We start from the raw sequence: 23,137 nt of genomic DNA, 5'->3' as shown, positions 1-23,137 counted from the left end.
CTTCGCTTCGCAGATCGATTAGTAGGCAATGACTTTGGTCTGGAGATGCTGTTCGAACCCCTCGAGGCCGTTCTGCCTCCCGATACCGCTCATCTTGTATCCGCCGAACGGCGCGTCGGCCCCGTAGAAGATGGCACCGTTGACGTTCACCGATCCGGTGCGGATCCGCCGGGCGACGGCCATCGCCCGGTCGGGATCACCGAGCACGGTGCCCGCCAGGCCGTAGATGGAGTCGTTGGCCATCGCGACGGCGCCGTCGTCGCCGCCGTCGTACGGCGTGATCGTCACGACGGGCCCGAAGATCTCCTCTTGGAAGACCCGGTGATCCGGCTCGACGTCCGCGAGAATCGTTGGTGCGACGAAGTATCCGCGGTCCAGCCCCTCGGGCTTGCCGCCACCGACCGTCACCCTGGCACCCTGCTCCTTGGCCACCCGGATGTACTCCATGACGCGGTCGCGCTGCTTCGCCGACACCAGCGGACCGCAGAAGTTGGCGGGATCGGTCGGATCGCCGACGGTGACACCACCGAACATGGCGGTGGCCATCTCCACTGCCTCGGCGTACTTGTTGCGCGGCACCAGCATCCGCGTGGTCAGCGCGCAGCCCTGACCGGAGTGCATCAGTGCCCCGATGCACCCGGGCACCGTCGAGGTCAGGTCCGCATCCTCCAGCAGCAGATAGGCCGACTTGCCGCCCAGCTCCATCAGATTGCGCTTCATCGTCGAGGCGGTGAGTCGCTGAATCAGCTCACCGACGGCGGTCGACCCGGTGAACGAGATCATGTCGGTGCGCGGATCGGTCAGGAGGCGCTGCGCGACGTCGTTGTCCGACGCGGTGACGATGTTCACCACTCCGGCGGGGATGTCCGTCTTCTCCGCGATCACACGGCCCCAGCGCAGCGCGGTCCACGGGGTCTCGATGGGCGCCTTGAGGACCATGGTGTTGCCGGTCGCCAGAATCTGACCGACTTTGTTGCTGATGATCTCGACCGGGAAGTTCCACGGCGTGATGGCGCCGACGACGCCCATCGGCTCCTTGACCACGACGCGTTGATAGGGCACGCCCATGAGAGCGGCCTCGTCGAGCTGTCGCTCCCAGGCGAATTCGGAGATGAACGCGGCCGGCCAGCGGATCGCCTCCGCGAGCGGCCAGTCCAATTGCGCGATGTAGGTCATGCCGAGCGGAGCCCCCGCTTCGGCGACGACCTCGGCACGCATGTCCTCCTTCTCCTCCTGGAGTGCATCGTGCAGTTGCATCAGACAGTGCTGACGGAAGTCGTGATTGGTCGACCAGTCGGTCGTGTCGAACGCCCGTCGGGCGGCGGCGATCGCGGCGTCCATGTCCTCGGCACCGGCATCGGCCGCGACGCCGAGCACCTCCTCGGTGGCCGGGTTGACGTTGTCGGCGGTGGTACCGGACGACGACTCCCGCAGCTGGCCATCGATGAAGAGACGGGTCTCAGGATGGAAGCTGACGGTGGAGGCGGCGATGGGTGAAGCCGTCATTGGCGGTCCCTCTCACAGAAGTGGCGGTGTGGGCTATTGTAACCGTTTATAGATAACTGTTTAGCTGATTCGGCCGCACAGGCAGATCAACGTCCAGGAAGGGGAACTGGTTGTCCGCCCCGGTCGACAGTGCCGCAACCGGCCACCGCCACGACGAGTATGCCTCCGACGTCGCCGTGTATCGCGAGGAATTCCGACGTTGGCTTCGGGAGCTGACCTGGGCCGACGAATGGCGCTCGGCGGTGTTCGACAACGCCGAGGACGAACTCGCCCAGCACGCCGCGATCATGGGCCGCCTCCACGAAGCCGGGTGGAACAGGTACGGCTGGCCGCAGGAGTTCGGCGGACTCGGAGGCAACGAAGTCCACCGCGCGGCCTACTTCGACGAGTTGGCCGCCGCGATGCTGCCGGTACCCGAACAGCATTGGACCCTCGAGGTGATCGGGCCGGCGACCTACACGTATGCGCCCGAGCTGGCCGCCCAGGTCCTACCCAACTACCTCCGCGGCGCCGAGTGGTGGGGGCAGTGTTTCTCCGAGCCGGAGTCGGGCAGCGACCTCGCCAGCCTGCGCTGCCGCGCCTCCGACGACGGCGCGGGTGGGTTCGTCCTGAACGGTCAGAAGATCTGGACCAGCCAGGGCCCGACGGCGACGCGGTTCATGGTGCTGGCGCGCACCGGGACGCCCGAGAGCAGGCATCGCGGCCTGAGCACCTTCCTCGTCGACGCCGACACCCCAGGGGTCACCGTCCGTCCGATCACGCTCGCCAGCGGACGCCGCGAACTCGCCGAGGTCTTCTTCGACGACGTCCGGGTGCCGCGTGACCGCCTCATCGGCGACGTCGGCGCGGGGTGGGGCGTCGTGATGTATCTGATGCAGTACGAACGCGGCATGTACGGCTACGCGGTGACCACCACGGCGTTGACCGAGCTGGGCAGATTGCGCCACGAGATCGTCGCCCACGGCGCCTCGCAGGCCCATCGCGAGCGTTTCGCGCAGACCTACGTCGCCGTCCTGGCCGCTCAGGCGCGCGGCGCCACCACGGTCCGGACGCTCGCCGACGGTCGGATGGTCGGGCCGGAGAGCAGCGTGGACAAACTGTTGTTCGCCAGGGCCGAGAAGGACATCAACGATCTGGTGCTCGACGTTCGGCGTGACTGGGTGATCGCCGGGGCCGGCGAGGGCGATCACACGGAGCTCGACGCCGTCCGCGCGAAGTGGTGGTACACCCGCGCCGCCACGATCATGGGCGGCAGCGCCGAAGTGCAGAAGGGCATCATCGCCGATCACCTGCTCGGGCTACCGAAGGAGAAGCGGTGAGCACACCCGACGAATCGTGGGCGATGGTCGAGGAAGCCGTGTTCCGGCTCTTCGACGAGGTGGCTACGAAGAACCCCGGCGGCCACGTCGCGATCGGACCGCCGCTGGCGGAGCTCGGCTGGTCCGACATCGAGGCGGAGTATCCAATTGCCGCCTGCGAGTTGCTCTTTCGGGCCGAAGGTCGGTCACTCGCCCACACCGACAGCCTCGCCAAGGTGATCCTGGCCGAGTTGGCGCCAGCCGTGGGCACCGACGTCGTCGGCATCGTGCTACCCGCCGTCGCGCTGGGCTTCACACCCTCCGCCGACACGCAGCAGGTCGACGGCATCGTCCTGGGGCCGATTCCGAGCACCGGGCGACTGGTGGTTCCGGTGGCGGGCGCGTTGGGCACCGTGTCGCTCGAGGTCGTCGACGCCGAGCGGCTCGTGGGCACCCGGATGGACACCTTCGACTCGTCTGCCCATTGGACCCGGGTCGGCGGGCCGCTCGACGGGGACGTGGTCCCCGCGACCGCGGAGTGGAGCCTGGCGATCGCGGCGGCGCACCGCGCGCTGGCCACCGAACTCGTCGCGCTCGCGGACGAGGCGCTGCGCATCGCCGTCGAGCACGTCACCGTGCGCGTGCAGTTCGGCTCGCCCATCGGCGCGTTCCAGTCGCCGCGCCACCTCCTCGCCGAGGCGAAGGCGAACCTGGAGGGCGCTCGTGCGCTGCTCGACGAGACGTGGCGTTACGGCGGGGAATTCTCGGCCCTGATCGCCAAGGCCGCCGCCGGACGGGCCCACCGCACCGTCGCGGACGCGACCCTACAGGTATGCGGCGCAATCGGATTGACCATCGAACACGATCTGCACCGCTACGTGACCCGTGGCTTCCAGCTCGATGCGCTCTGCGGTTCACATCAGCAGATCGAGGCGCTGCTGGCCCAACGCCTCATCGACGACTCGTCCGAAGGCGCGCTTCCCACGCTCGCCGGTTGGTCTGACTAGAGCCCGAGCAGAGAAGGAATCACCATGCGCCGCAACATCTTCGAAGACGTCCACGACGACTTCCGCGCCACCGCACGCGCATTCTTCGAACGGGAGTGCGTGCCGAACGTCGAGAAGTGGGAGAAGGACGGCAAGGTCAGCCGCGAGGCATGGCTGGCCGCCGGCGCCGCCGGCCTCATCGGGTGGGAGTTCGACGAGAAGTACGGCGGTCTCGGCGTCAAGGACTTCCGGTTCAACCAGATCATCTCCGAGGAGATGTTCCTGACCGGGTCGGTCGGCATCGGCCTCGGCGTGCAGAACGACATCTTGATGCCCTACATGCAGAACCTCACCACCGACGAGCAGAAGGAGCGCTGGCTGCCCGGCTTCGTCACCGGCGAGCTGATCGGCTCGATCGCGATGTCCGAACCCGCAGCCGGGTCGGATCTCGGCGGCATCAAGACGACGGCGCGCGACGCGGGCGACCACTGGGTGGTCAATGGTCAGAAGACCTTCATCAGCAACGGCCTGCTGTCCAAGTTGGTGCTGACCGCCGTCAAGACCGAGCCGTCCGAGCGTCACAAGGGCATCAGTCTGCTGATGATCGAGGACGGCATGGAGGGGTTCAGCCGCGGCCGCAAGTTGGACAAGATCGGCCAGTACTCCGCCGACACCGCCGAGCTCTTCTTCGAAGACGTCAGGGTGCCCAAGGAGAATCTTGTGGGTGAGCTCAACCGGGGCTTCTACCACCTGGTCGGCAACCTGCCGAGCGAACGGGTCGGCGTGGCCTGCTACGCACTACCCGCGGCTCGTCGCGCCCTGGACCTGACCAAGCAGTACGCATCCGAACGCACCGCATTCGGGCAACCGATCGGCAAGTTTCAGGTCAACCGGCACTTCCTGGCCGAGATGCAGACCAAGCTCGACGCCGCCCAGACCTACCTGGACCAGTGCGTGCTCTCGGTGAACGACGGCACGCTCAGCGATCAGGATGCCGCGGGCCTGAAGTGGTGGACCTCGGAGGTGCAGTGGGAGATCATCGACCGCTGCCTGCAGATGTATGGCGGGTACGGCTACATCAACGAGTACGAAGTGGCCAGGCTGTGGCGCGATTCTCGGGTTCAGCGCCTCTACGCCGGCACGACCGAGATCATGAAGGACCTCATGGGACGGGCGATGGGGTACTGATGATCTTCGTCACTGACGCACACGTCACTGCAGGTTCCTGCCAGGAAGTCGTTTAACCTGACAAATAGTTAGCTGTTTCTATCGGCGTCACTCGTGGAGGTTGTCATGGAGGTCACCAGTCTTCGGGAACCGAAGATGGCCGATCGGGTGGCCACGGTCTTGCGGCGGATGTTCATCCGCGGCGAGATCACCGAGGGCACCATGCTGCCCCCGGAGTCGGAACTGATGGAGCGCTTCGGGGTGTCGAGGCCGACGCTGCGCGAAGCCTTCCGGGTGCTCGAATCGGAGTCGCTCATCCAGGTGCAGCGTGGCGTCCGCGGCGGAGCCCGCGTCACCCGCCCTCGGCGCGAGACCCTGGCCCGGTACGCCGGGTTGATCCTCGAATACGAGGGCGTCAAGGTCAAGGACGTCTACGACGCCAGGGCCGCCCTCGAGGTGCCGATGGTCGAGCGGCTGGCACGGGACCGCGACCCCAAGGCAATCGCCGAACTCGAGGAGATCGTCGAGCGCGAAGCCCAGTTGAACCCCGGCAGCGACGCCGTCGACCAACTCACCGACTTCCATGCGGCGATCGCCCGGCTGTCGGGTAACGACACCCTGCAGATCGTCAGCGACATGCTCCATCACATCATCGAAAAGGCCAACCGCTCACTGCAACCCACCGCGGGTGCGCGAGCGGAGCAGGCGGTCCGGCGGTCGTCGAAGACCCACCGCATGGTGCTGGACATGATCAAGGCGGGCGACGCCGACAAGGCCGGCGAACTCTGGAAGCGCCACCTGCAGAAGGCCGAGGAATTCGTCCTCACGGGCTCGGAGATGTCCACGGTCGTCGACCTCCTCGAATGACCGACGTCGACACCGGTGTCGACGAGGTCGACCACCGGGACCTCGAAACGCCCGACTCGATTCAGGTGCGGTTCGGGATGACCTACCTCGAATCCGACGTCGCCGCCGCGACTGCGTCGATCGCCATGGAGATGAATCGCTACCGCAATCCCTTCACGGCTGCGCCGACGGTGGGGCCGCTCGCCATCCTGGTCGACGCGGCAGCGGGGATCGTCAATCACTACCGTCGGCCGCCGGGCCACTGGACGGTGTCGAGCGAGTTGTCGATGGACGTGGGTCTCGACGGTCTCGGCGACCTCGACGGTCCCGTGCTGGCGACCGCACACGCACTCAGTCCTCTGGGCACGACATCCCTGGGCATCTGCATGCTGAGCTACGACGGAACCGTGATCGGCAGCGGCACCGTCCGTTCCTTCTTCGTGGCCGTCGAGGCCCGCTCGTCGGAGTGGCCGGCCGAGACACTGGAGCTCACCCACGAGACGCCGATCGCCGATCGCATGGCCGTGCGCGTGGCATCCGACGCCACCGGCCACGTCCTGTCGCAGCGGGTCGACCCCTGCCTCAACAACGAGATCGACATCGTGCACGGCGGCGTCGCATCGGCCGCCCTGGAGTTCGCGGCATCGGCGGCGATGAACGAGGGCCGCGCCGACACTCCCCTGCAGACCGCATCGCTGCGGGTGAACTTCCTGCGCCCCTTCGTCGCTGGGGCGCGGACCCGTTACGTGGGAGCGGCGGTGCGCGTCGGCCGCAGCAGTGGCGTCGCCGACGCGCAGGCCATCGGCGACGACGGCAAGGTGGCGCTGGTGGCGCGGGCCACCGGCTACCGCTGAGCCGAAATCTTCTCTCGGGCAACGCCACGACGTCCTCAGTAGGACTGCATGCGGATGAATGCCGCAGCCACCAGACAGTCGTCCCAGCCGGTATCGCGCAACTCCACCCGACAACCCACCGTTTCGGTGTCGACCGCGCTGAACACGGGCGTCGCAATGAACGGACCCACCCGGCCGGGCGCGACAAGGGACATGCTCAGGGAATCGACCCACAGTTGGTCGGTACCCAGCGTCTCGACGGCGTGTTCCAACGCCACCGCCTCGGCCACGACCAGCATCGGTGCGTGGTGCAGTCGCTCGGCACCTGGGTCTTGCAACCGCGGGATCTCGAGTAGGCCGTCGAAGCGGCGCCGAGCCGAGTAGGCATGCCACAGTGGCGGGAGCGCACCGGCGCCGGGAAGGACGGCAGCCGGTTCGGGAAAGCAGAATCGTTGCGGTGTCGTCCCGACCACCGCCCAGTTGGCGCTGCCGAAGCCGATCCGACGCTGCGGCTCGTCCGCGTCGGCGATCGCGGCCTCGGTGAACAGTTGCGAGCGGGCTTCGGCGGTGATCGCCCCCGCCGACAGCACCCGCTCCACGTCGAGCGCACAGTCGACGACGGTGACGTCGACCTGCGTGACGGCGCGGACGTGCATCGACTCGACGTTCACCACCGCCGCGTCCAGCATCCCTATCGCCAGCGGAGCCGCCATGACCGCGCCCGCGGACGTGCGAAGGTCCTCCCTGAGCCGCAGTACGTTCTGCGCATGCGTGCGATCGATCGCCTGGGGGCACGAGCCGAGGTAGGCGTAGCTCATGAGCACGCCCCGGCTGGGTGCCCAGTCGCCTCGCGGATCGGGCGCAGCATCGTGTCTTTCTGCAGTGTTGGTCATCGGCTGACCCCGTCCCGCAGACTGCGCCGCAGGATCTTTCCGGTCGCGGTCTTCGGAATCACGTCGACGATCTCCACTTCGCGCGGATACTTGTAGGCGGCCATCCGAGCCCGGCAGAAGTCGACCAGCTCGTGCGGCTCCACCGTAAAGCCATCGCGCAGAGAGACATACGCCTTCACCGTCTCACCGCGGTAAGGATCGGGTATGCCCACCACGCCAGCTTCGAGAATGGCGTCGTGGGTGTACAGCACGTCCTCTACCTCCCGCGGCCACACCTTGTAGCCGCTCACGACGATCATGTCCTTCTTGCGGTCGACGAGGTAGTACCAGCCGTCGTCGTCGACGTAGCCGACGTCACCCGTCAGCAGCCAGCCGCCCTTGATCGCGGCGGAGGTCTCGATCTCGTTGCGCCAGTAGCCCGGAACGATCTGAGGTCCGCGTACCGCGAGCTCGCCGAGCTGCCCGGCCGGCAGCGCCGCACCTGTCTCGTCGACCACGCGCACCTCGGCGCTCAGCACCGGGACGCCGACGGACAGCGCCTCGGTCTCCGCACCCACCGGCGCCCTCGTGCCCATCGGCACGCTCAGGACCGGCGACGTCGTCTCGGTCATCCCGTAGACGTTGTGGACGTACACGCCAAAGCGAGTCTCGAAGCGCTCCACCGTGGCGGCTGGGATCGGGGCACCGCCCGAGGCGATCGTCGCCAGCGACGACAGCGCGTCGTTCGTGACGTCAGCCGAATTGGCCAGAGCGATGAAGACCGTGATGGCACCGACGGTGAAGGTCGGCGCGTACGCACGGATCATGTCGAGTGTCACGCCGATGTCGAAGCGGTAGGACAGCACCAGTGACGCGCGCGCGGCGATCGCAACCGCGATGTGCCCGGACAGTCCGGTGACATGGAACAGCGGGGCCACCCCGAGAATGACGTCGTCGGCACCGAGACCGAACCAGTCGCGGTAGGCCGACCCGCCGGTCGCCACGTTGTGGTGAGTGTTCATCGCACCCTTGGGCACACCGGTGGTGCCAGAGGTGTAGGTGATGACGGCGACGTCGTCGGGCGTGACCATCAGGACTTCAGGCGTCTGGCCGTCGAAATGGTCGACGAGATCGGTGAGGTCGTCGGTACCCACCGGAGTCGAAAGCCGTTCGGCGGGAAGGACGCGAGCGTCGTTCGCATGCTGAAAGTCGACAGCACTCGTGGTGATCACCCGCGTCACCGACGATCGATCGAGAGTCGTGGCGAGATCGTCGGAATACAGTTCGCTCAGCGCGAGGAACGTCGTCGGGGTCGAGTCGGCGATCAGCTTGTCGATCTCGCGCGGAGTCAGCATCGGATTGATGGCGACCGCGATGCCGCCCAGCTTCCACGCTGCAATCAACGCGATGACGTACTGCGGAACGTTCTGCAGGTACAGCGCCAGACGGTCACCGCGGGTGAAGCCACCGTCGGTCAGCGCCACGGCCAATGCATTGGAGACCCGGTCGACGTCCCCCACCGTCAGGACGCCGTCGAAGTATGCCAGCATCGGGCTGTCCGGAGCGTCGGTGACGTTGCGGCGGAACATGTCCAGGACGGTCTCCGACATCTGCCGACTCAACCCGTGTGCAATGTCAGGCCTTGGGCATTGAAGAAGAATCCGCCCGCGGTGACCAGCGCCGTGCGCGCATCGGGCACCTGACGGTCGCCGGCGAGCCCCTGGAGTTGATGGACGGCCTCGCGGACGTGACCGGAACCCTGCGTCGCGCCTTCGGACAGCGACCCACCGTGCGGGTTGATCGGAATCCGGCCGTTGATCAACGCGCGCTTCTCTTCCGGAACCCAGTGCTCCCGAAGGAAGTCGCCCGCCTCTCCCGGCTTGCACCACCCCGCGTTCTCGATCCAATTCAGCGTGATGGGGGTGAAACCGTCGTAGGGGAAGTAGACGTCGACGTCGTCGATCCAGAAGTCGCCCTTGCGCTTCAACGTGTCGACCACCACCTGCTGACCGTGGTGACGCAGGCTGACGGTCTGGTCCTCTTCATTGTGTGCGACCTGTCCGAGCACCGCGGCGTTGATCAGCACCGGCGGCAGCGGCAGATCGCGGGCCCGTTCGGTCGTCGTGACGATGAAGGCGTCGGCGCCGTCCACCGGCACGTCCATGTCGAGCAAACGCAGCGGCCAGCGGATCATCCGAGAGGCGAGGTAGTCCTCCATCGTCATCGGATCACGCTTGGCCGCAGCGGGATTGCGGGCCGCGTTGGTCCGGTCGTTGATGGCGACCAGCCCGAAGTCCTCACTGGTCGCCCCGTACTCGTACATGTACCGCGATGCCCACGCGGTATAGCCCACCGCAGCGGCGACCGACTCCGGCCCGGGGTGTGGATCCGATAGACCAGGAGTGGCAATGCGGCGGAACGGGTCCTTGAGCGAGGAGGTGGTATTCCACGCCGAGCGGTAGGCGGCGTGGTACACCAGCGCCACCTCGCAAAGCCCACTGTGAACGGCCGCAGCAGCCGTCGCGACGTGGTCGACCATCGGAATCGTCGGATTACCCGACCAAGTTATTTCCGGTAGCCCCAGCGCTGCCTGCAGGATCTCCGCGTTCGGCCAACTGCCGCACAGTCCGTCGACGTCGGCCGCAGTGAGTCCGCACTTCCGGATCACGTCGATGCACGCCTCTGCGGCCAGCGAGGTCTGACTGCGTTCGAGATTGCTCGCGACGAAACCGGTGGTCGAGGCACCGGCGATGGCCACGTGGTCCTTCATGGGATTGCGCGACGAGTTGCTCACGCGCCGGCTCCGGCCAGGACGAAGACCGGCATCGGCGCACCGTTTCGCTCCCGCCAGTCGAGGCGCACGGCCTGACCAATCCGGATGTCGTCGTTGTCTGCGTCGGCCACGGTCGCGGTAAACCGCAGTCCCACCTGCTCTTCCAGCTCCACGGTCACCACCGGATACGGAGTCGAATAGTCGACGCCTGGAGCGGGGGGACCCTGGTGGAGAAAGACGTTCATGAAGATTTCGCCGTTGCCGGTGACCGGGGTGGCGGTGACGTTCGCCGACCAGCACTCGGGGCACACCGGCTTTGGCGGGGCATGCCAGATCGCGCAATCGTCGCAGCGGTTCACGAGTAGCTGCTTGCGCAACCGACCACGGTAGTGCGCCGCGTTGTCATGCGTGATCGGCTCTCCCGGAAAGCGCTGCACCAGTTCACCATTGGACGGGTATGGCTCTTCGCGACGATGCCCGGTCACGGTTAGACGATACCGCTGCTGAGTTTCATGCCGTTCTCGCGGAGGAAGAGGCGCTTGGTCTCGTCGTCGAGGCCGTCGACCTTGTTCCAGAAGTCGGCGGGCTCGCGCAGACCCTCGGCGTGCGGCCAATCCGACCCCATCAGCAGGGTCTCGGTGGAGCCAAGCTTCTCGATGAGGCCGATGGTGTCGTCCTCCGGGTAGGGCACCACCCGGACGTGTCTCTTGAAGATCGTGCTGGGCCGCTCGGTGAGCTGTCCGCCCAGCCACGGGCCGCCCCGAGCCATGCCGCGGCTCTTGTCCATGTGACGGATGAAGTGCGGTACCCATTCCGCACCGAACTCGCTGACGAGCACCTTGATGTTCGGGAAGCGCCCGAAGACGTTGTCGAAGATCAAGGCCGACAACGTATCCGTAATTGGGCGCTCACCGTAGGTGTTCTGCCACTGCCACGCCGAGAACTGGAACGGCGGCTTCAGTTCCCAACCCCAGTGGGAGGCGACGTTGTCCTGGTAGTGGAATTCAGAGATGTGGTAGCACACCACGGCCCTGGCTTCGTTGATGCGCGACCAGATCGGATCGAAGTACGGGTCGCCGGGTGAGCGGCCGTAGGCCGGGCCAGCGGGCAGCACGATGAATCGGGCGCCGGCGTTCAGGACGCGCTCGAGTTCCTCGACGGCACGGTCGAGGTCGCGGAAGGACAGCATCGCCGGAGCGTAGATGCGGTCCTGGTGCGCGAAACCCCAGTCCTCGTCGATCCACTTGTTGAACGACTCGAGGTTGTCATACAGGGGCTCGATCCCCGTCAGGTACTGCTCGGCGAACAGTGCCCAGCCACCCGGATACATGATGGTCCGCTCGATCTGCTGCTCGTCGAGTTGCTTGAGGCGCGCCTCCTTGTCCAGGTACTCGATCTGCATTGGTTCATAGAACCGGTCGGCGTCGGTGGCATCGCCGGATGCGCGCTGCTTCAGCATCTCCACCAGTGAGCCCGGGACGTAGGCCTGATCCATGTCGTTTTCGAGTGCGGTGACGAGGCGATCGTTGGCGAGCAACATCTTTCGCCCGCTCGGCGCGATGATGGTGCGCACGGCGGTGTCGAGCTTTGCCTTCGGCATGAACCGCGAAAAGCAGTCCTCGGCCTCGTAGGAGTGTTGGTCGAAGTCGGTCAGCCGATAGGGAAGTTCGCCGACGCTGTTTTCGATGAGTGCCACGGTGTTGTCCTTTCCTTGGGGCTGACTATACATGTATAGCTGAGTGTCGGAGAACGTTCAGTCGATTCGTTTTCCCTAGTGACCAGTGAACTTCGGAGCGCGTCGCTCCAGGAACGCCGCCTTGCCCTCCTGCGCGTCATCGCTGGGTCCGACCCAGAGCACCGCCTGCTGGGCATCCCCGAGCGAGGAGTCCAGGGTGGATTCCAGACCGCGTCGCATCATGGTCTTGACGGCCCGAACCGCCAGCGGTGCGGCAGCCACGAACCGCTCGGCGAGCTCGATGGAGCGCGACTCCAATTCGGCGTCGGGCACGACCTCGGTGGCCAATCCGAGGGTCGACGCGGTAGCGGAGTCGTAGATCTCCGACAGCGCCACCATGCGAAATGCCCTGTCATAACCCATGGCCCGGGGAAACAGCCAGGCACCGCCCTCGTCAGGCAGCAGACCGGCCCGGCCGCTGGTGTCACCGAGTCGGGCGCTCTCCGCCACGATCCGCAGATCACAGGCGAGCGCGAAGGCGAGTCCGCCGTTGACGGCGATCCCGTTGACCGCACACAGCACCGGTTTGTCGAGCTTGGTCAGGGCCGTGATGACCGCGTGCGAGTCCTCGCGCAGTTCGCGTGCGCGCCCCACCTGCTTGGTGAGGTCGTCGGCGAAGCCCGCGTCGGGCGAGACGTCGCCACCGGCGCAAAAGCCGCGGCCCGAACCGGTGAGGATGAGCACCCGCAGCGCGTCGTCCAAGCGGAATCGCCGGATGCCGTCGAGCATCTCGGCGCACATCCGCGGGGTGTAGGCGCCAAGCCGGTCCGGACGGTTGATCCGCAGACGAGCGATCCCCTTGCCGATCGTCTCGAAGATGGCATGCGGTTCATCTGCGTCGCTCACACTCGTACCCCCTGCGGAATGGCGCGCGCCGTCAGCAGCCCCTCGCCGAGCGCACGCATCGCATGGTGCCATCCGCCATGGAGCGCATCCAGGGTGCGCGCCCGTTTCACGTAGTTGCCCAGCGGATGCTCCGCCGTCAAACCCATTGCGCCACACACCTGTAGACAGGCGCGGGCGGTCGTCTCGACGGCCTGGCCGGCGTAGGCCTTGGCAACCGTGGCATCCCACGGGGTGCCGCTGGCCCAGGCGATCTGGACGAGTTCGGTCGCGGCCGACAATTGAACGTATGCGTCGGCGAGGCGATGGCGCGGCGTCTGATTGGCCCCGATCGGCCTTCCGAATTGCCGACGCTGGGTGACCTGGTCGACGGCGATGCCGAGCATCGCTCGCCCATTGCCGATCAGCTCGCTAGCCAGCGCCCTGCGCGCCGCCGCGGTGGCGGCTATCCCATTGTCCGTGTGGTCTTGAAAGGCGTTGGCGCTCAGACGAACTCGACGAAGCCGCGACGCCGGGTCGAAACCCCTGACCTCCGCGGCCGAGTCGTCGACGGGCACCGTGAACACCGCGTCACCGACGAGGACGACGTAGCAGGCGCCCGGTTCCGGCTCGGCCAGCGCGACGCCGTCGACGTTCAGGCGTTCGCCGATCACCGTGCTCGTCGCGCTTCCGAATGAATGTACGACGACCACCGGCCCGGACACGGGGGCAACCGCGTCGACCACGATGCGGTCGAGGGCCCCCGACGCCGCACCCGCGCGACCCTGCTCGGTGAAGAGCAGTTCGATCGCCGCGGCTGGATCGTCGGAAACCACCTCTGCCCAACCCAACTCGTCGAGTCCGGACACCACTTCGCCTGGTGACCGCAGGAGTTCTCGAATCGAGCCGGCCAGCAGCTCGCGGGTGTCAGCGTCCACCGGAACCCTCCTTCGGCAGGCCCAGGATGCGGTCGGCGATGATGCTGTGCTGGATCTCGCGGGCTCCGCCGTACACCGACGACGCCCGCGAATACCACCATTCGTCGCGCCATCGGGCGTCGTGCGGCTCGTCACCGAGCAGGACCTGGGTGTCCAACACCGCCAGCGACGCGTCGAGGACGTCCTGTTCCGCCGAGGACAGCAGCAATTTGTCGACACTGGTCTGCGATCCGACGGCTTCGTGGGCCGCGAGCTTGCGCAACGTCGACGACGTCCTGGCTCGCAACGCGGCCAGACTCAGGTATGCCCGGCCCACGGCAACCGCGGCCAGCGGGTCGGCACCGGAGACGTTCGCAGACTGCAGCATCTCCTGCAGATGACTTGCGGTGGCGGCCATGCGCATCCAGGCGTAGTTGCCGCGCTCGTATTGCAGCAGATCCATCGCCACCCCCCACCCGCCGTCCACCGCTCCAATGACGCGGTCGCGATCGACGGGAACGTCGCTGAAGAAGATCTCGGCGAGTTCCTCGCGTCCGGCGGCGAGGGCGATCGGCCTGCGCTCCACACCCGGCTGGTCGAGATCGACGAGCATCATCGTCAAACCGCGGTGCCGACTCTCGGCAGTGCCGGTGCGGGCCAGCAGCATGATCTCGTCGGCGCGCGAGCCGTAGGAGGTCCAGATCTTCTGGCCGGAGACCCGAAAGTTGCCATCGGCGTCCGCAACCGCCCTGGTACGCAACGCAGCGAGGTCACTTCCCGCCTCCGGTTCGGAGAATCCCTGGGACACAGTCGCTCACCGCGTAGCGCGGCCGGCAGTATCTCGGCGGCCAGCGTCGGGGCATGGTTGACGACGGCCGGTCCGCACACCTCGAGGACGTAGAGATGGTCCGGAATGACGTGGCCGCACAATGCCAGTCGTTCGTAGATCTGACCGCGGATGGTGGCCGAACCACCGCGGCCGCCGACCTCTTCGGGCCAGCCCCACCGCACCCACCCGCCGTCGTAGAGCCAGCCGAGCAGTTCTGCTGAAAACGCCTTCTGTTGATCGGAGTCGACGCTGGGCTCGCGAAGGTGAGCCAAACGTTCCGAGGCCGCGTCGAGCGCGTCGGCGAAGGCGTCCAGGACTTCATCTGCGTCGGTGACGGCGACGTCGACAGTTGTCACGCTGACCTCGATTCGAACGGGTGTGGAGTTCTTCACACATAGCCGGACTATACATGTATAGTCGGCTCGTCCCGAGTGAAACCACAGCGGCCGAAAAAAGCCCGTGAAGCATCGAGCGTGATGGAGTGACCATGACAACCAGCGTCGACCTCGAAGGTCGCCTCTTCATCGACGGCAAGTTCGAGGAATCCTCCTCCGGCCGCCGCTACGACGTCATCAATCCGGCCGACGAAACGGTCGTCGCGAGCGCCGCCGACGCGGGGCCCGAGGACGTCACCCGCGCGGTCGACGCCGCGGTCACGGCGATCGACACCACCGACTGGACCACCAACCACGCGTTTCGGCAAAAGGTGCTCAAGCAGTTTCAGGACGCGCTGCGCAACGAATCCGAGCTGATCAAGCACGTGCTGGTCTCCGAGGCGGGCACGCCGGCGCTAGTGCATCCCACGCACGTCGACGCCATGATCGAGGACATGAGCTACTTCAACGGGCTCATCGGAACCTGGCATTGGGAACGCGATCTTCCGCCGTACGAACTGCTTGGCATGCAGAGCAATCGGCGGGTCCGCTACGAGCCGTTCGGAGTCGTCGGCGCGATCACGCCATGGAACGCACCCTTCATGACCAACATCTGGAAGGTCGGCCACGCGCTGGCGACCGGCAACGCGGTAGTGCTCAAGAGCGCCCCCGACACCCCGCTGACGGGTGCCCTGATGGCTCGGATCGCCGCGGAACAGACCGAGATCCCCGCGGGTATCTTCAACGCAATCAGCTCCGCCGACAAGGCAATTGCCGGGGAAGCCCTGACCACCGATCGGCGGGTGGGTCTGCTGCACTTCACCGGCTCGGCCGCCGTCGGACAGCGCATCGCCCAGAACGCCGCGGTCGGGATCCGGCACGTGGTGCTGGAACTCGGCGGCAAGTCCGCCAACGTGCTGCTGCCCGACGCCGACCTGGACATGGCCTGCGGACTCGGGGTTGCCATGTGCATGAACAGCAGCGGTCAGGGTTGTGCGCTGGCCACCCGGATGGTCGTCCACGCCGATATCTACGACGACGTGGTCGGACGCCTGCAGGCGTTCGTCAGCGGGTTGCCGTGGGGCGATCCGAGAGACCCGGGCAACCTGGTCGGCCCGATCATCCGACTCGAACAGCTCGAGCGCATGGAGGGGTTGGTCAACCGCGCAGCCGAGGCCGGCGCCCGCATCGTCGCCGGCGGCAAGCGCGGTGATCGCGGCGGCAGGGGATTCTGGTTCGAGCCCACCGTCGTCGCCGACGTCGACGAGAATTCCGAGATCGCTCAGACCGAGGTCTTCGGCCCGGTCCTGTCCGTGATCCGCTACGACGGCGACGACGACGAGGCCGTGCGGGTAGCCAACAACAGCGAGTACGGCCTGTCCGGATACGTCCAGTCCCGTGACGAGGACCGGGCCTGGTGGGTCGCCGAGCGGTTGAAGGCGGGCACGGTCAACATCAACGACTCGTTCTATCTCTCGCCCGACGCCCCGTTCGGCGGCTACGGGATCAGCGGTCGCGGCGTCGAGCACGGCGAAGATGGGTTCCGGGAGTACCTGCAGGTCAAATCCATTGCCAGCCCGGCCAAGAACTGAAGGAGACACAGCAGATGAGACTCGCGGACAAGGTCGTCGTCATCACCGGTTCCGGATCCGGATTGGGCCGTGATGCCGCGCTGCTCTTTGCCTCGGAGGGGGCCACGATCGTCACCAGCGACGTGGTGGCCGGCCGCGCGCAGGCAGTGGCCAAGGAGGTCGAAGCGGCGGGCGGAACCGCCCACGGGCTCGACGCGGACGTGCGCGTCGAGGCCGACATGCAGCGGCTGGTCAGCGAGGCGATCGACCACTTCGGCCGCATCGACGTGATGTGGGCCAACGCAGGCATCCCCGAGCCCGGCTTCGGCATGAAGGGATTCATCGACTCAGAGCTGGACGACTGGAACGACATCTTCAGCGTCAACGCCACGGGCATCTACCTGGCGTGGAAGCACGCGGCACGATGGATGGTGACCAACAAGCGCCAGGGCAACCTGCTCGCGACGACGTCGGCGTCCGCGTTCGTCGCCTACCCGGGGTTCCCGATGTACACCGCGTCCAAGGCCGCGGCGAACGGGCTGGTGCGTTCTGCGGCAATGGAACTCGGCAAGTTCGGCATCCGAGCGAATGCGCTGTGTCCCACCCACGGCATGTCGGTGAACTTCGCCCTGCCGCCGGAAGCCGACGTGCTCGGCAAGTCGTATGAAGAGATGTCGCCGTGGGACCCCGACAACAGGGCGATGCCGCTGCGACTGGACCGTCCCCCGGTCATCCGGGACAACGCCTACCTTGCGTTGTTCCTGGCCTCCGACGAATCCGCCTACATGTCCGGACAGACCATCCAATCCGTCGACGGTGGACAGTTCGCCCGCACATCGATCGTCTTCCCGACCGACACCGGCGAGAGCGGCGACATCACCGCCGGAGCCATTCCCGACGAACTGCGTGAGCAGATCGATCGTTGATCTAGCGGTCGCGGCGTCCCTGCTTCTGGGCCGTACCCGTAAAGTACGGAACCGAGAGTGTCGAATCGACGAATGACGGGGGACGAATGGCGGACAAGAAGCCTTCTGCCGTCCGCGCTCCGTTGGACCGCCCGCGCATTGCGGCCACGGCAATGGAGATGATTGACGAGGTCGGCGTCGAGAAGCTGACGATGCGCGCAGTCGCCGCCCGCCTCGACGTCTCCGCGATGGCGCTCTACCACCACGTCGAGGACAAGGACGAGCTGCTGCGGCTCGTCGGAGACGACGTCCTCGGCCACGTCGAACTCCCGGATCCAGACTCCGGGGACTGGCGCGAACTATTCGTCTCCACGTCGATGGCGGCGGTCGATGCCCTGCTCGAGGTGCGGGGGCTGAGTCCGGTGCTGCTGACGTCGAAGATGCTGCCCAACGCACGACGGCTGGTCAAGTTCTGCATCCATCAATTCGAACGCGGCGGGCTGAGTCGCGCTGCCGCGCAAGAGGTTTACGCGGGTGTTCAGACCCTGGTCCTCGGGCGGCTGTTGATCGAGGAGAGTTCCAACTTCCACGTCAGCGCCACCCCTCATCCCGACGACGAAATCCGCGACTACATCGCGACACTGCGGTCACGGGCCGCCTTCTACGGCGCGCTGACGGCGCTGGCCGACAGGGTGCCGTCCTAGCGCAAGAGCGCGCGTCCCACCAACCTCGGTCGCGGTAATGGTCGCTGACGTCCGACGAGGTTGTCACGGTCTTGGTGATGGCAACTGCAGCGATGGTATACACGTAAAGCCACACCTTACGCCCTACCGTTGCGGGCGCGACAGCGAGAGAGAAGTCACGATGACGTCGAACGACACCGAAGCGATGTATGGGCTACCCGATGAACTCGTCGTCACCGCCGACGGACCGATCCGCATCGTCACCCTGAACCGTCCCAACAACCTCAACGGTGCCACCCGGGTCTTGCATCAGGCGCTCGCGCGGGTGTGGTCCGCGCTCGCCGAGGACGCCGAGGCGCGGGTGGTGATCCTGACCGGCAGCGGGTTCGCGTTCAGTGCGGGCGGCGACTTCGGATACATGCAGGAGAACATCGACGACGCCGAAATGCGTACGCAGACCATGCTCGAGGCGCGCGCCATTGTCCGCGGCATCGTCCGGTTGCCGATCCCCGTGATCGCCGCGGTGAATGGCCCCGCGGTCGGCCTCGGTTGCAGCATGGCCGTACTCTCGGATCTGGTCCTGTTGTCGGACAACAGCTTTCTGGCCGATCCTCATCTGCGGATGGGTCTGGTGACCGGTGACGGCGGCATGGTGTGGCCGCTACTCGTCGGACTGGCGCGTGCCAAGGAATACCTGTTCCTTGGCTCGAAGATCCTGCCGGACAAAGCCGTTGAACTGGGCTTGGCCAGCCGCGTGGTCCCCGCCGCGGACCTGATGACCGAGGCGCTCACCCTTGCCCATCGCTTGGCCGAGGTGCCGCAAGCTGCGCTGCGGGACACCAAGCTAGCGCTCAACGGTTACGTCGAGGCGCAGCTGGAGAACGCCTTCGAGAAGGCCTTCAAGGGCGAGGAGGCGAGCATGGGTTCACCGGAGCACGCCGCAGCGGTGACCGCCGCGCGCACGAAGTCCTCGTGACGCCGAGCGTGAGCTCAGCGCCTGCGCTCGCGCAACACGTACTTCTGAACCTTTCCCGATGCGGTGCGTGGAAACGCGTCGACGATGCGAAGTTCCTCCGGCCACTTCGGTTTCGCCAGTCCGATCGCCGCGAGGTGCGCCGTGAGATCGGCCAACGCCGGCGTGCCCGATCCCCTGGGCACGACGAACGCGACGGCCCGCTCGCCGGTGTTGGCATCGGGAACCCCGACGACGGCCACCTCCCCCACTCCCTCGCACGTCAACAGCGCATTCTCCACCTCGGCGGGCGAGACGTTGTAGCCGTTGCGGATGATGAGATCCTTCGTCCGTCCAGTGATCGCGAGATGACCTGCGCTGTCGAGGATTCCGAGATCGCCGGTCGCGAGCCAGCCATCTGCGTCGAACGTTCCATCGTTCTCCCGCGCGTCGAGATAGCCCACACAGCGGTCCGGCCCCCGGCTGTAGATCTCACCCTCGACACCCGTGGGCGCGGGCGAACCGTCGGGCCGCCTGATGACCACCTCCACACCCGGCAGCACCCGTCCGTCGGTGCGGCGAAGCTGCTCCGCGCTGTCGGTGATCAGACCGCTGCTGATGGTCGGGTGCTCGGTGGATCCGTAGGACCGCAGCACGGTGATACCGCGTCGAGCGGCCTTGTCCACCAACACCTCCGGCACGATCGATCCGCCGAGGACGACGTAGCCCATGCGCTTGGCGATCTCATCGGTGAAACCGGGATGATCGATGAGGGCGGAGAGGAAGACCACCGCGCCGCCGCCGGGGGCGAGTCGCTGGCGCGCACAGACGTCGAGGATGAAGTCGATGTCGAAGGCGTCGACGTAGTTGATCGGCTCGCCGCGCAGCAGCGGCCCGAGCAGCCCCATGGTCATGCCCGCGGCATGAGCGATCGGCGATGCCATGATCTGCGGCGTCATTCCGCGAGGCACGATGGCCGCCAAGTGCAGACGCACCTCGGCCCCCAATGTCCGATGGGTGTGCAGCACGGCCTTCGACCGGCCGGACGTTCCCGACGTGAACGCGAACAGACAGGGACCGTCGGGTTCGACGCCGGTGATCGTTGGCAGCGGCGCGGCGGTGCACAACTCCTCGAACGCGATGGCGTCGGGGACGGGCGGGCTGCCGCACAGCACCACCGTCGTCAGGCCCGGCATCGCGGACCGTGAATCACGAAGCTCGTCAAGGTAGTTTCGGCTGCCGTGTCGGGCGGTCGTCACGAGCACCGAGGCGTGCACCGTATTGACGATGTCGATGAGTTCCTTGCGGCCGTAGAAGCCGGCGACCGGCACCAGGACCGCACCCAGCGCCGCCAGACCGAGAAACGTGGCGGCGGCCTCCACGCCATTGGGTAATTGGTAGACGACACGGTCACCGGCACGCACGCCGAGCGTTCGCAGACCCGCCGCGAAGCGCCGCGACAAGTCGTCGAGGCCCCCGAACGTCGTCACCCGCGGCGACGTCTTCGACCACACCCGCACGGTCTGATCGGGTCGAGCCCGCAGATAGGTGGCAAGCATCGAGCCCAATGACGAATCTTCCCAATAACCTTCGTCGAGATACCGGCGACGCAACTCCTCCGGGATTGGTACTCCTGCGACGCCGTCGGTCACGGGGATTAGGCGGGCGCGGTGATGACGTCGAGCTCCTCGAATTTGGTGACGTCTCCGTCGCTGTAACCCAACTCCGACAGGATCGACCGGTTGTGCTGCCCGCGCACGCAGGGCGGTGCCACCCGACCCGGAGTCTCTGAGAAGCTGACCGGCGGAGCGGTTCGGACGATCTCGCCATAGACGGGATGCTCGACGGTCACCGTGAGACCCGTCTCGCGCAGCACCGGATCGAAGGAGGTGAAGACGGGTTGGCCGAGCAGGTTGACCTCAACGCAGCCCACCCGTGCGGCACTGAGGGTCGATTCCCATTCCGCTGCAGGCTTTTCCGCGAACGCCTTCCCCAAGAGATCGACCAGATCGTCGTCGTGCTCGGTGCGCTTCGGTGCGGTCGAGAATCGGTCGTCCGCCTCGAGACCCATGGCGTTGCACAGCGCGGCGAACTCGGCGTCCGACCGCACCGTGAGCGCGACCCAGCTGTCGCCGGCGGCTTCGTAGAGTCGGTCGAGTGCGCTGGTGCCGTAATACTCGCTGTCGCACAACGGCGTTCGCGGCTTACCGGCGTAGCTGCAGAAGTCATCGGAGTATGCCCACGCGTTGCCGCCGATCATCGAGGTGCCGAGGAATTGGCCCTCACCGGTTCGCTGCTGGTGGTACAGACCGAGCGACAGGGCAGCCAAGAGCGTCAGCGCTGCGTTGCTGTCACCGTCGACCAGCTGGTTGAGGTGCGGCATCACGACGGCCTGTAGCTCCAACACGCTGAAGCCGTCACTCTGCGCCGGGTCCGTCCAATAACCCACCTGGCGACCGAAACTGCCCGCCACCGACTGCGCGGCCTGCGCGTACAGCGCGCGGTTCGCGTACGGTCCATCCGTGCCGTAGCCCGCGGCGTGCACGTAGAGCAGGCGCGGGTTGAGCTCCCGGAGTTCGTCGTAGCCGAGGCCCATCTTGTCTGCGACACCCGATCGGAAGCCGGTCAGGAACACGTCGGCCTTGGCGATGATCGACTGCGCGATCGCGCGGCCCTCCGCGCTCTTGAGATCGATCGAGACGCTCTCCTTGCCCGCCGTCGTCTTCGTGCTGGCGACCTCGGGCCCGAACGAATTGCGGTGCGGATCGCCCTTCCCGTCTTCGATCTTGATGACCCGGGCACCCAGCGCAGCCAGCATCGCGGTGGCATAGGGCATGGCGTAGAAGTAGCCGAACTCGACGACGGTGATTCCGGCGAAGGGATGTGGCGGCGCCTCCCGGCCACCCTTCGGGAAGTCATGTGCGCCAAAGCCTTCGGTGGCCGACCCGAGTTCCGGAGCCGATCGCTCGATGACGATGGGGGTCTGCGAGAAGTGGCCGACGGGGCCGATCTCGCGAACCTCGCCAAGCCTCGGGTCGTCGACGGTGATGACGTCACCATTGTGGACGATCTGCGGGTGGTCCAGCCCCTCCTCACTGGTCACCGCGACCTCGAAGGCAATGTCCGGGCTGGCCTGCAGGAGCGGAAGCCAGTGGTCCAGGTCCTTCGCGCGGAACGCCTCCATGAGCAGGTCCTCCCACTCCTGAGCGTCCTCGGGGTTGGCGAAACTCGGCAGCCCACCAAAGCGCGGGTCCTTCGCGACGACCTCACCGATCCCGGCGACCTCGCACAGCGCCCTACCCTGGTGCGGCAGCATGGTCGACGTCTGAATGAACCGCCCGTCCCTGGTTGCGAGCAGCACGCCGAAACGACTGGCGCCGGTGAGGGAACGTGAATCCCCGCTTGCTGCTTCACCTTTCTTGGCCATCAACTGAACGATCGTCGAGACGAAGTAGTCGATCGGGTCGAGTCCGGCGACCAGGGTGGAGTCGAGGGCCTGACCCCGACCCGTCTTCTCTCGCACCAGGAGTGCACCGATGATGCCGGCCACCGACTGCATCGCAGCCCCAAAGCTGGCCCACGGCACGGGAAACATGATCGGCCCGTCGCGGTGGCCCCAGCTGCCGCGCGCCCAGAGGCCCGCCTTCGCGGCGACCAAGGAGTCGTAGGACTTGAGGGCTGCATATGGGCCGGTCTTGCCGAAACCGGTGATGGACAGGTGGACAAGGGCCGGGTTGATCGACCGTAGGGTGTCGGCCCCGACGTCCCACTGATCGGTCACGCCCGGCGCGAAGCCCTCGATGACGACGTCCGCGCCGCGCGCCAGATCCCTGAGCCGGTCCTGACCGTCAGCGGTTCGCAGATCGGCGATCGTGCTGTCCTTGCCGCGATTCCAAACCAGAAAGCCGCTGGGATTGTCGACGCGCAACCGGTCGCCGTCGGGCGGCTCGACCTTGATCACCCGCGCCCCTGCGTCGGCCAGGACCACGCCGGCAATGGAGGCGGCCACGCTGCCCGAGCCGAGCTCGAGCACGTTGAGGCCGTCGAGGATGCGGTTCATCGATCTCT

General features: G+C 66.5%; 20 protein-coding genes. 9 read left to right on the top strand and 11 right to left on the bottom strand.

Going from position 1 to position 23,137, the window contains the following annotated elements:
* Positions 1-18: 18 nt before the first annotated feature.
* Complete coding sequence (locus G6N60_RS08030) at positions 19-1,506, bottom strand: aldehyde dehydrogenase family protein (protein ID WP_163734997.1); 1,488 nt, start codon at positions 1,504-1,506, stop codon at positions 19-21.
* Between the two features lie 110 nt (positions 1,507-1,616).
* Between G6N60_RS08030 and G6N60_RS08025 the strand changes: the two genes are divergently transcribed.
* The 5 genes from G6N60_RS08025 to G6N60_RS08005 all read left to right on the top strand — a co-directional run bounded on the left by G6N60_RS08025 (position 1,617) and on the right by G6N60_RS08005 (position 6,657).
* On the top strand, positions 1,617-2,825 hold the full coding sequence (locus tag G6N60_RS08025; RefSeq protein WP_163734994.1) for an acyl-CoA dehydrogenase family protein: 1,209 nt from the start codon (positions 1,617-1,619) through the stop codon (positions 2,823-2,825).
* 23 nt (positions 2,826-2,848) lie between these two features.
* A complete protein-coding gene (locus G6N60_RS08020) occupies positions 2,849-3,811 on the top strand; it encodes an acyl-CoA dehydrogenase family protein (RefSeq protein WP_163743633.1) in 963 nt (320 codons plus the stop codon).
* Positions 3,812-3,835: 24 nt separating this feature from the next.
* Positions 3,836-4,978, top strand: coding sequence for an acyl-CoA dehydrogenase family protein (locus G6N60_RS08015; protein WP_163734991.1), 1,143 nt, complete (start codon positions 3,836-3,838; stop codon positions 4,976-4,978).
* Between the two features lie 105 nt (positions 4,979-5,083).
* Positions 5,084-5,824, top strand: coding sequence for a FadR/GntR family transcriptional regulator (locus tag G6N60_RS08010; protein WP_163734988.1), 741 nt, complete (start codon positions 5,084-5,086; stop codon positions 5,822-5,824).
* Positions 5,821-6,657 (top strand): PaaI family thioesterase, encoded by an 837-nt coding sequence (locus tag G6N60_RS08005; RefSeq protein ID WP_163734986.1) that lies wholly within the window; start codon positions 5,821-5,823, stop codon positions 6,655-6,657. The genes G6N60_RS08010 and G6N60_RS08005 overlap by 4 nt, the downstream gene beginning before the upstream one ends.
* Before the next feature lie 35 nt (positions 6,658-6,692).
* Here G6N60_RS08005 and G6N60_RS08000 read toward each other — a convergent pair whose 3' ends face one another.
* From G6N60_RS08000 to G6N60_RS07965, 8 genes are all read right to left on the bottom strand, one after another.
* A complete protein-coding gene (locus G6N60_RS08000; protein ID WP_163734983.1) occupies positions 6,693-7,529 on the bottom strand; it encodes a hypothetical protein in 837 nt (278 codons plus the stop codon).
* Positions 7,526-9,118: a class I adenylate-forming enzyme family protein gene (locus G6N60_RS07995; protein ID WP_163734980.1), complete on the bottom strand. Its 1,593-nt coding sequence runs from the start codon at positions 9,116-9,118 to the stop codon at positions 7,526-7,528. Before G6N60_RS07995 ends, G6N60_RS08000 begins: the two co-directional genes overlap by 4 nt.
* Positions 9,119-9,126: 8 nt before the next feature.
* Entirely contained in the window at positions 9,127-10,302 is a 1,176-nt protein-coding gene (locus G6N60_RS07990; protein WP_246240437.1) for a thiolase C-terminal domain-containing protein, read from the bottom strand.
* Positions 10,299-10,766, bottom strand: a complete 468-nt coding sequence (locus G6N60_RS07985; protein WP_163734977.1) for a Zn-ribbon domain-containing OB-fold protein — start codon at positions 10,764-10,766, stop codon at positions 10,299-10,301. Before G6N60_RS07985 ends, G6N60_RS07990 begins: the two co-directional genes overlap by 4 nt.
* Before the next feature lie 2 nt (positions 10,767-10,768).
* Positions 10,769-11,977, bottom strand: a complete 1,209-nt coding sequence (locus G6N60_RS07980) for an amidohydrolase family protein (RefSeq protein ID WP_163734974.1) — start codon at positions 11,975-11,977, stop codon at positions 10,769-10,771.
* 75 nt (positions 11,978-12,052) lie between these two features.
* Positions 12,053-12,862 (bottom strand): enoyl-CoA hydratase/isomerase family protein, encoded by an 810-nt coding sequence (locus G6N60_RS07975; protein ID WP_246240435.1) that lies wholly within the window; start codon positions 12,860-12,862, stop codon positions 12,053-12,055.
* Positions 12,859-13,776, bottom strand: a complete 918-nt coding sequence (locus tag G6N60_RS07970; protein WP_163734968.1) for an acyl-CoA dehydrogenase family protein — start codon at positions 13,774-13,776, stop codon at positions 12,859-12,861. The genes G6N60_RS07975 and G6N60_RS07970 overlap by 4 nt, the downstream gene beginning before the upstream one ends.
* Entirely contained in the window at positions 13,766-14,563 is a 798-nt protein-coding gene (locus tag G6N60_RS07965; protein WP_246240433.1) for an acyl-CoA dehydrogenase family protein, read from the bottom strand. Before G6N60_RS07965 ends, G6N60_RS07970 begins: the two co-directional genes overlap by 11 nt.
* 508 nt (positions 14,564-15,071) lie before the next feature.
* Between G6N60_RS07965 and G6N60_RS07960 the strand changes: the two genes are divergently transcribed.
* The 4 genes from G6N60_RS07960 (at position 15,072) to G6N60_RS07945 (ending at position 19,093) form a co-directional block, all read left to right on the top strand.
* A complete protein-coding gene (locus tag G6N60_RS07960) occupies positions 15,072-16,550 on the top strand; it encodes an aldehyde dehydrogenase family protein (RefSeq protein WP_163734966.1) in 1,479 nt (492 codons plus the stop codon).
* 14 nt (positions 16,551-16,564) lie between these two features.
* Positions 16,565-17,455: an SDR family NAD(P)-dependent oxidoreductase gene (locus G6N60_RS07955; protein ID WP_163734962.1), complete on the top strand. Its 891-nt coding sequence runs from the start codon at positions 16,565-16,567 to the stop codon at positions 17,453-17,455.
* Positions 17,456-17,607: 152 nt separating this feature from the next.
* The gene (locus G6N60_RS07950) at positions 17,608-18,138 is read left to right on the top strand and encodes a TetR/AcrR family transcriptional regulator (protein WP_163734959.1); all 531 of its coding nucleotides are present in this window, start codon (positions 17,608-17,610) and stop codon (positions 18,136-18,138) included.
* Positions 18,139-18,298: 160 nt separating this feature from the next.
* Complete coding sequence (locus G6N60_RS07945; RefSeq protein WP_163734955.1) at positions 18,299-19,093, top strand: enoyl-CoA hydratase/isomerase family protein; 795 nt, start codon at positions 18,299-18,301, stop codon at positions 19,091-19,093.
* A gap of 14 nt (positions 19,094-19,107) precedes the next feature.
* Here the strand turns inward: G6N60_RS07945 and G6N60_RS07940 are convergent, their stop codons facing one another.
* Positions 19,108-20,721 carry an AMP-binding protein gene (locus tag G6N60_RS07940; RefSeq protein ID WP_163734952.1) on the bottom strand — a complete coding sequence of 538 codons (1,614 nt, stop codon included), beginning with the start codon at positions 20,719-20,721 and terminating at the stop codon, positions 19,108-19,110.
* 5 nt (positions 20,722-20,726) lie between these two features.
* A complete protein-coding gene (locus tag G6N60_RS07935) occupies positions 20,727-23,129 on the bottom strand; it encodes a CaiB/BaiF CoA transferase family protein (protein ID WP_163734950.1) in 2,403 nt (800 codons plus the stop codon).
* Positions 23,130-23,137: the final 8 nt, after the last annotated feature.

The sequence above is a fragment of the Mycolicibacterium madagascariense genome, from assembly GCF_010729665.1.
Lineage (GTDB): Bacteria > Actinomycetota > Actinomycetes > Mycobacteriales > Mycobacteriaceae > Mycobacterium > Mycobacterium madagascariense.
This window is presented reverse-complemented; position numbering and strand designations above follow the sequence as displayed.

What these genes read in the sequence shown, in the direction of transcription:
- G6N60_RS08030 (WP_163734997.1), bottom strand. Translation starts at nt 1,506, where the DNA reads ATGACGGCTTCACCCATCGCCGCCTCCACCGTCAGCTTCCATCCTGAG.
- G6N60_RS08020 (WP_163743633.1), top strand. Translation starts at nt 2,849, where the DNA reads ATGGTCGAGGAAGCCGTGTTCCGGCTCTTCGACGAGGTGGCTACGAAG.
- G6N60_RS08015 (WP_163734991.1), top strand. Translation starts at nt 3,836, where the DNA reads ATGCGCCGCAACATCTTCGAAGACGTCCACGACGACTTCCGCGCCACC.
- G6N60_RS08010 (WP_163734988.1), top strand. Translation starts at nt 5,084, where the DNA reads ATGGAGGTCACCAGTCTTCGGGAACCGAAGATGGCCGATCGGGTGGCC.
- G6N60_RS08005 (WP_163734986.1), top strand. Translation starts at nt 5,821, where the DNA reads ATGACCGACGTCGACACCGGTGTCGACGAGGTCGACCACCGGGACCTC.
- G6N60_RS08000 (WP_163734983.1), bottom strand. Translation starts at nt 7,529, where the DNA reads ATGACCAACACTGCAGAAAGACACGATGCTGCGCCCGATCCGCGAGGC.
- G6N60_RS07995 (WP_163734980.1), bottom strand. Translation starts at nt 9,118, where the DNA reads ATGTCGGAGACCGTCCTGGACATGTTCCGCCGCAACGTCACCGACGCT.
- G6N60_RS07960 (WP_163734966.1), top strand. Translation starts at nt 15,072, where the DNA reads ATGACAACCAGCGTCGACCTCGAAGGTCGCCTCTTCATCGACGGCAAG.
- G6N60_RS07955 (WP_163734962.1), top strand. Translation starts at nt 16,565, where the DNA reads ATGAGACTCGCGGACAAGGTCGTCGTCATCACCGGTTCCGGATCCGGA.
- G6N60_RS07950 (WP_163734959.1), top strand. Translation starts at nt 17,608, where the DNA reads ATGGAGATGATTGACGAGGTCGGCGTCGAGAAGCTGACGATGCGCGCA.
- G6N60_RS07945 (WP_163734955.1), top strand. Translation starts at nt 18,299, where the DNA reads ATGACGTCGAACGACACCGAAGCGATGTATGGGCTACCCGATGAACTC.
- G6N60_RS07935 (WP_163734950.1), bottom strand. Translation starts at nt 23,129, where the DNA reads ATGAACCGCATCCTCGACGGCCTCAACGTGCTCGAGCTCGGCTCGGGC.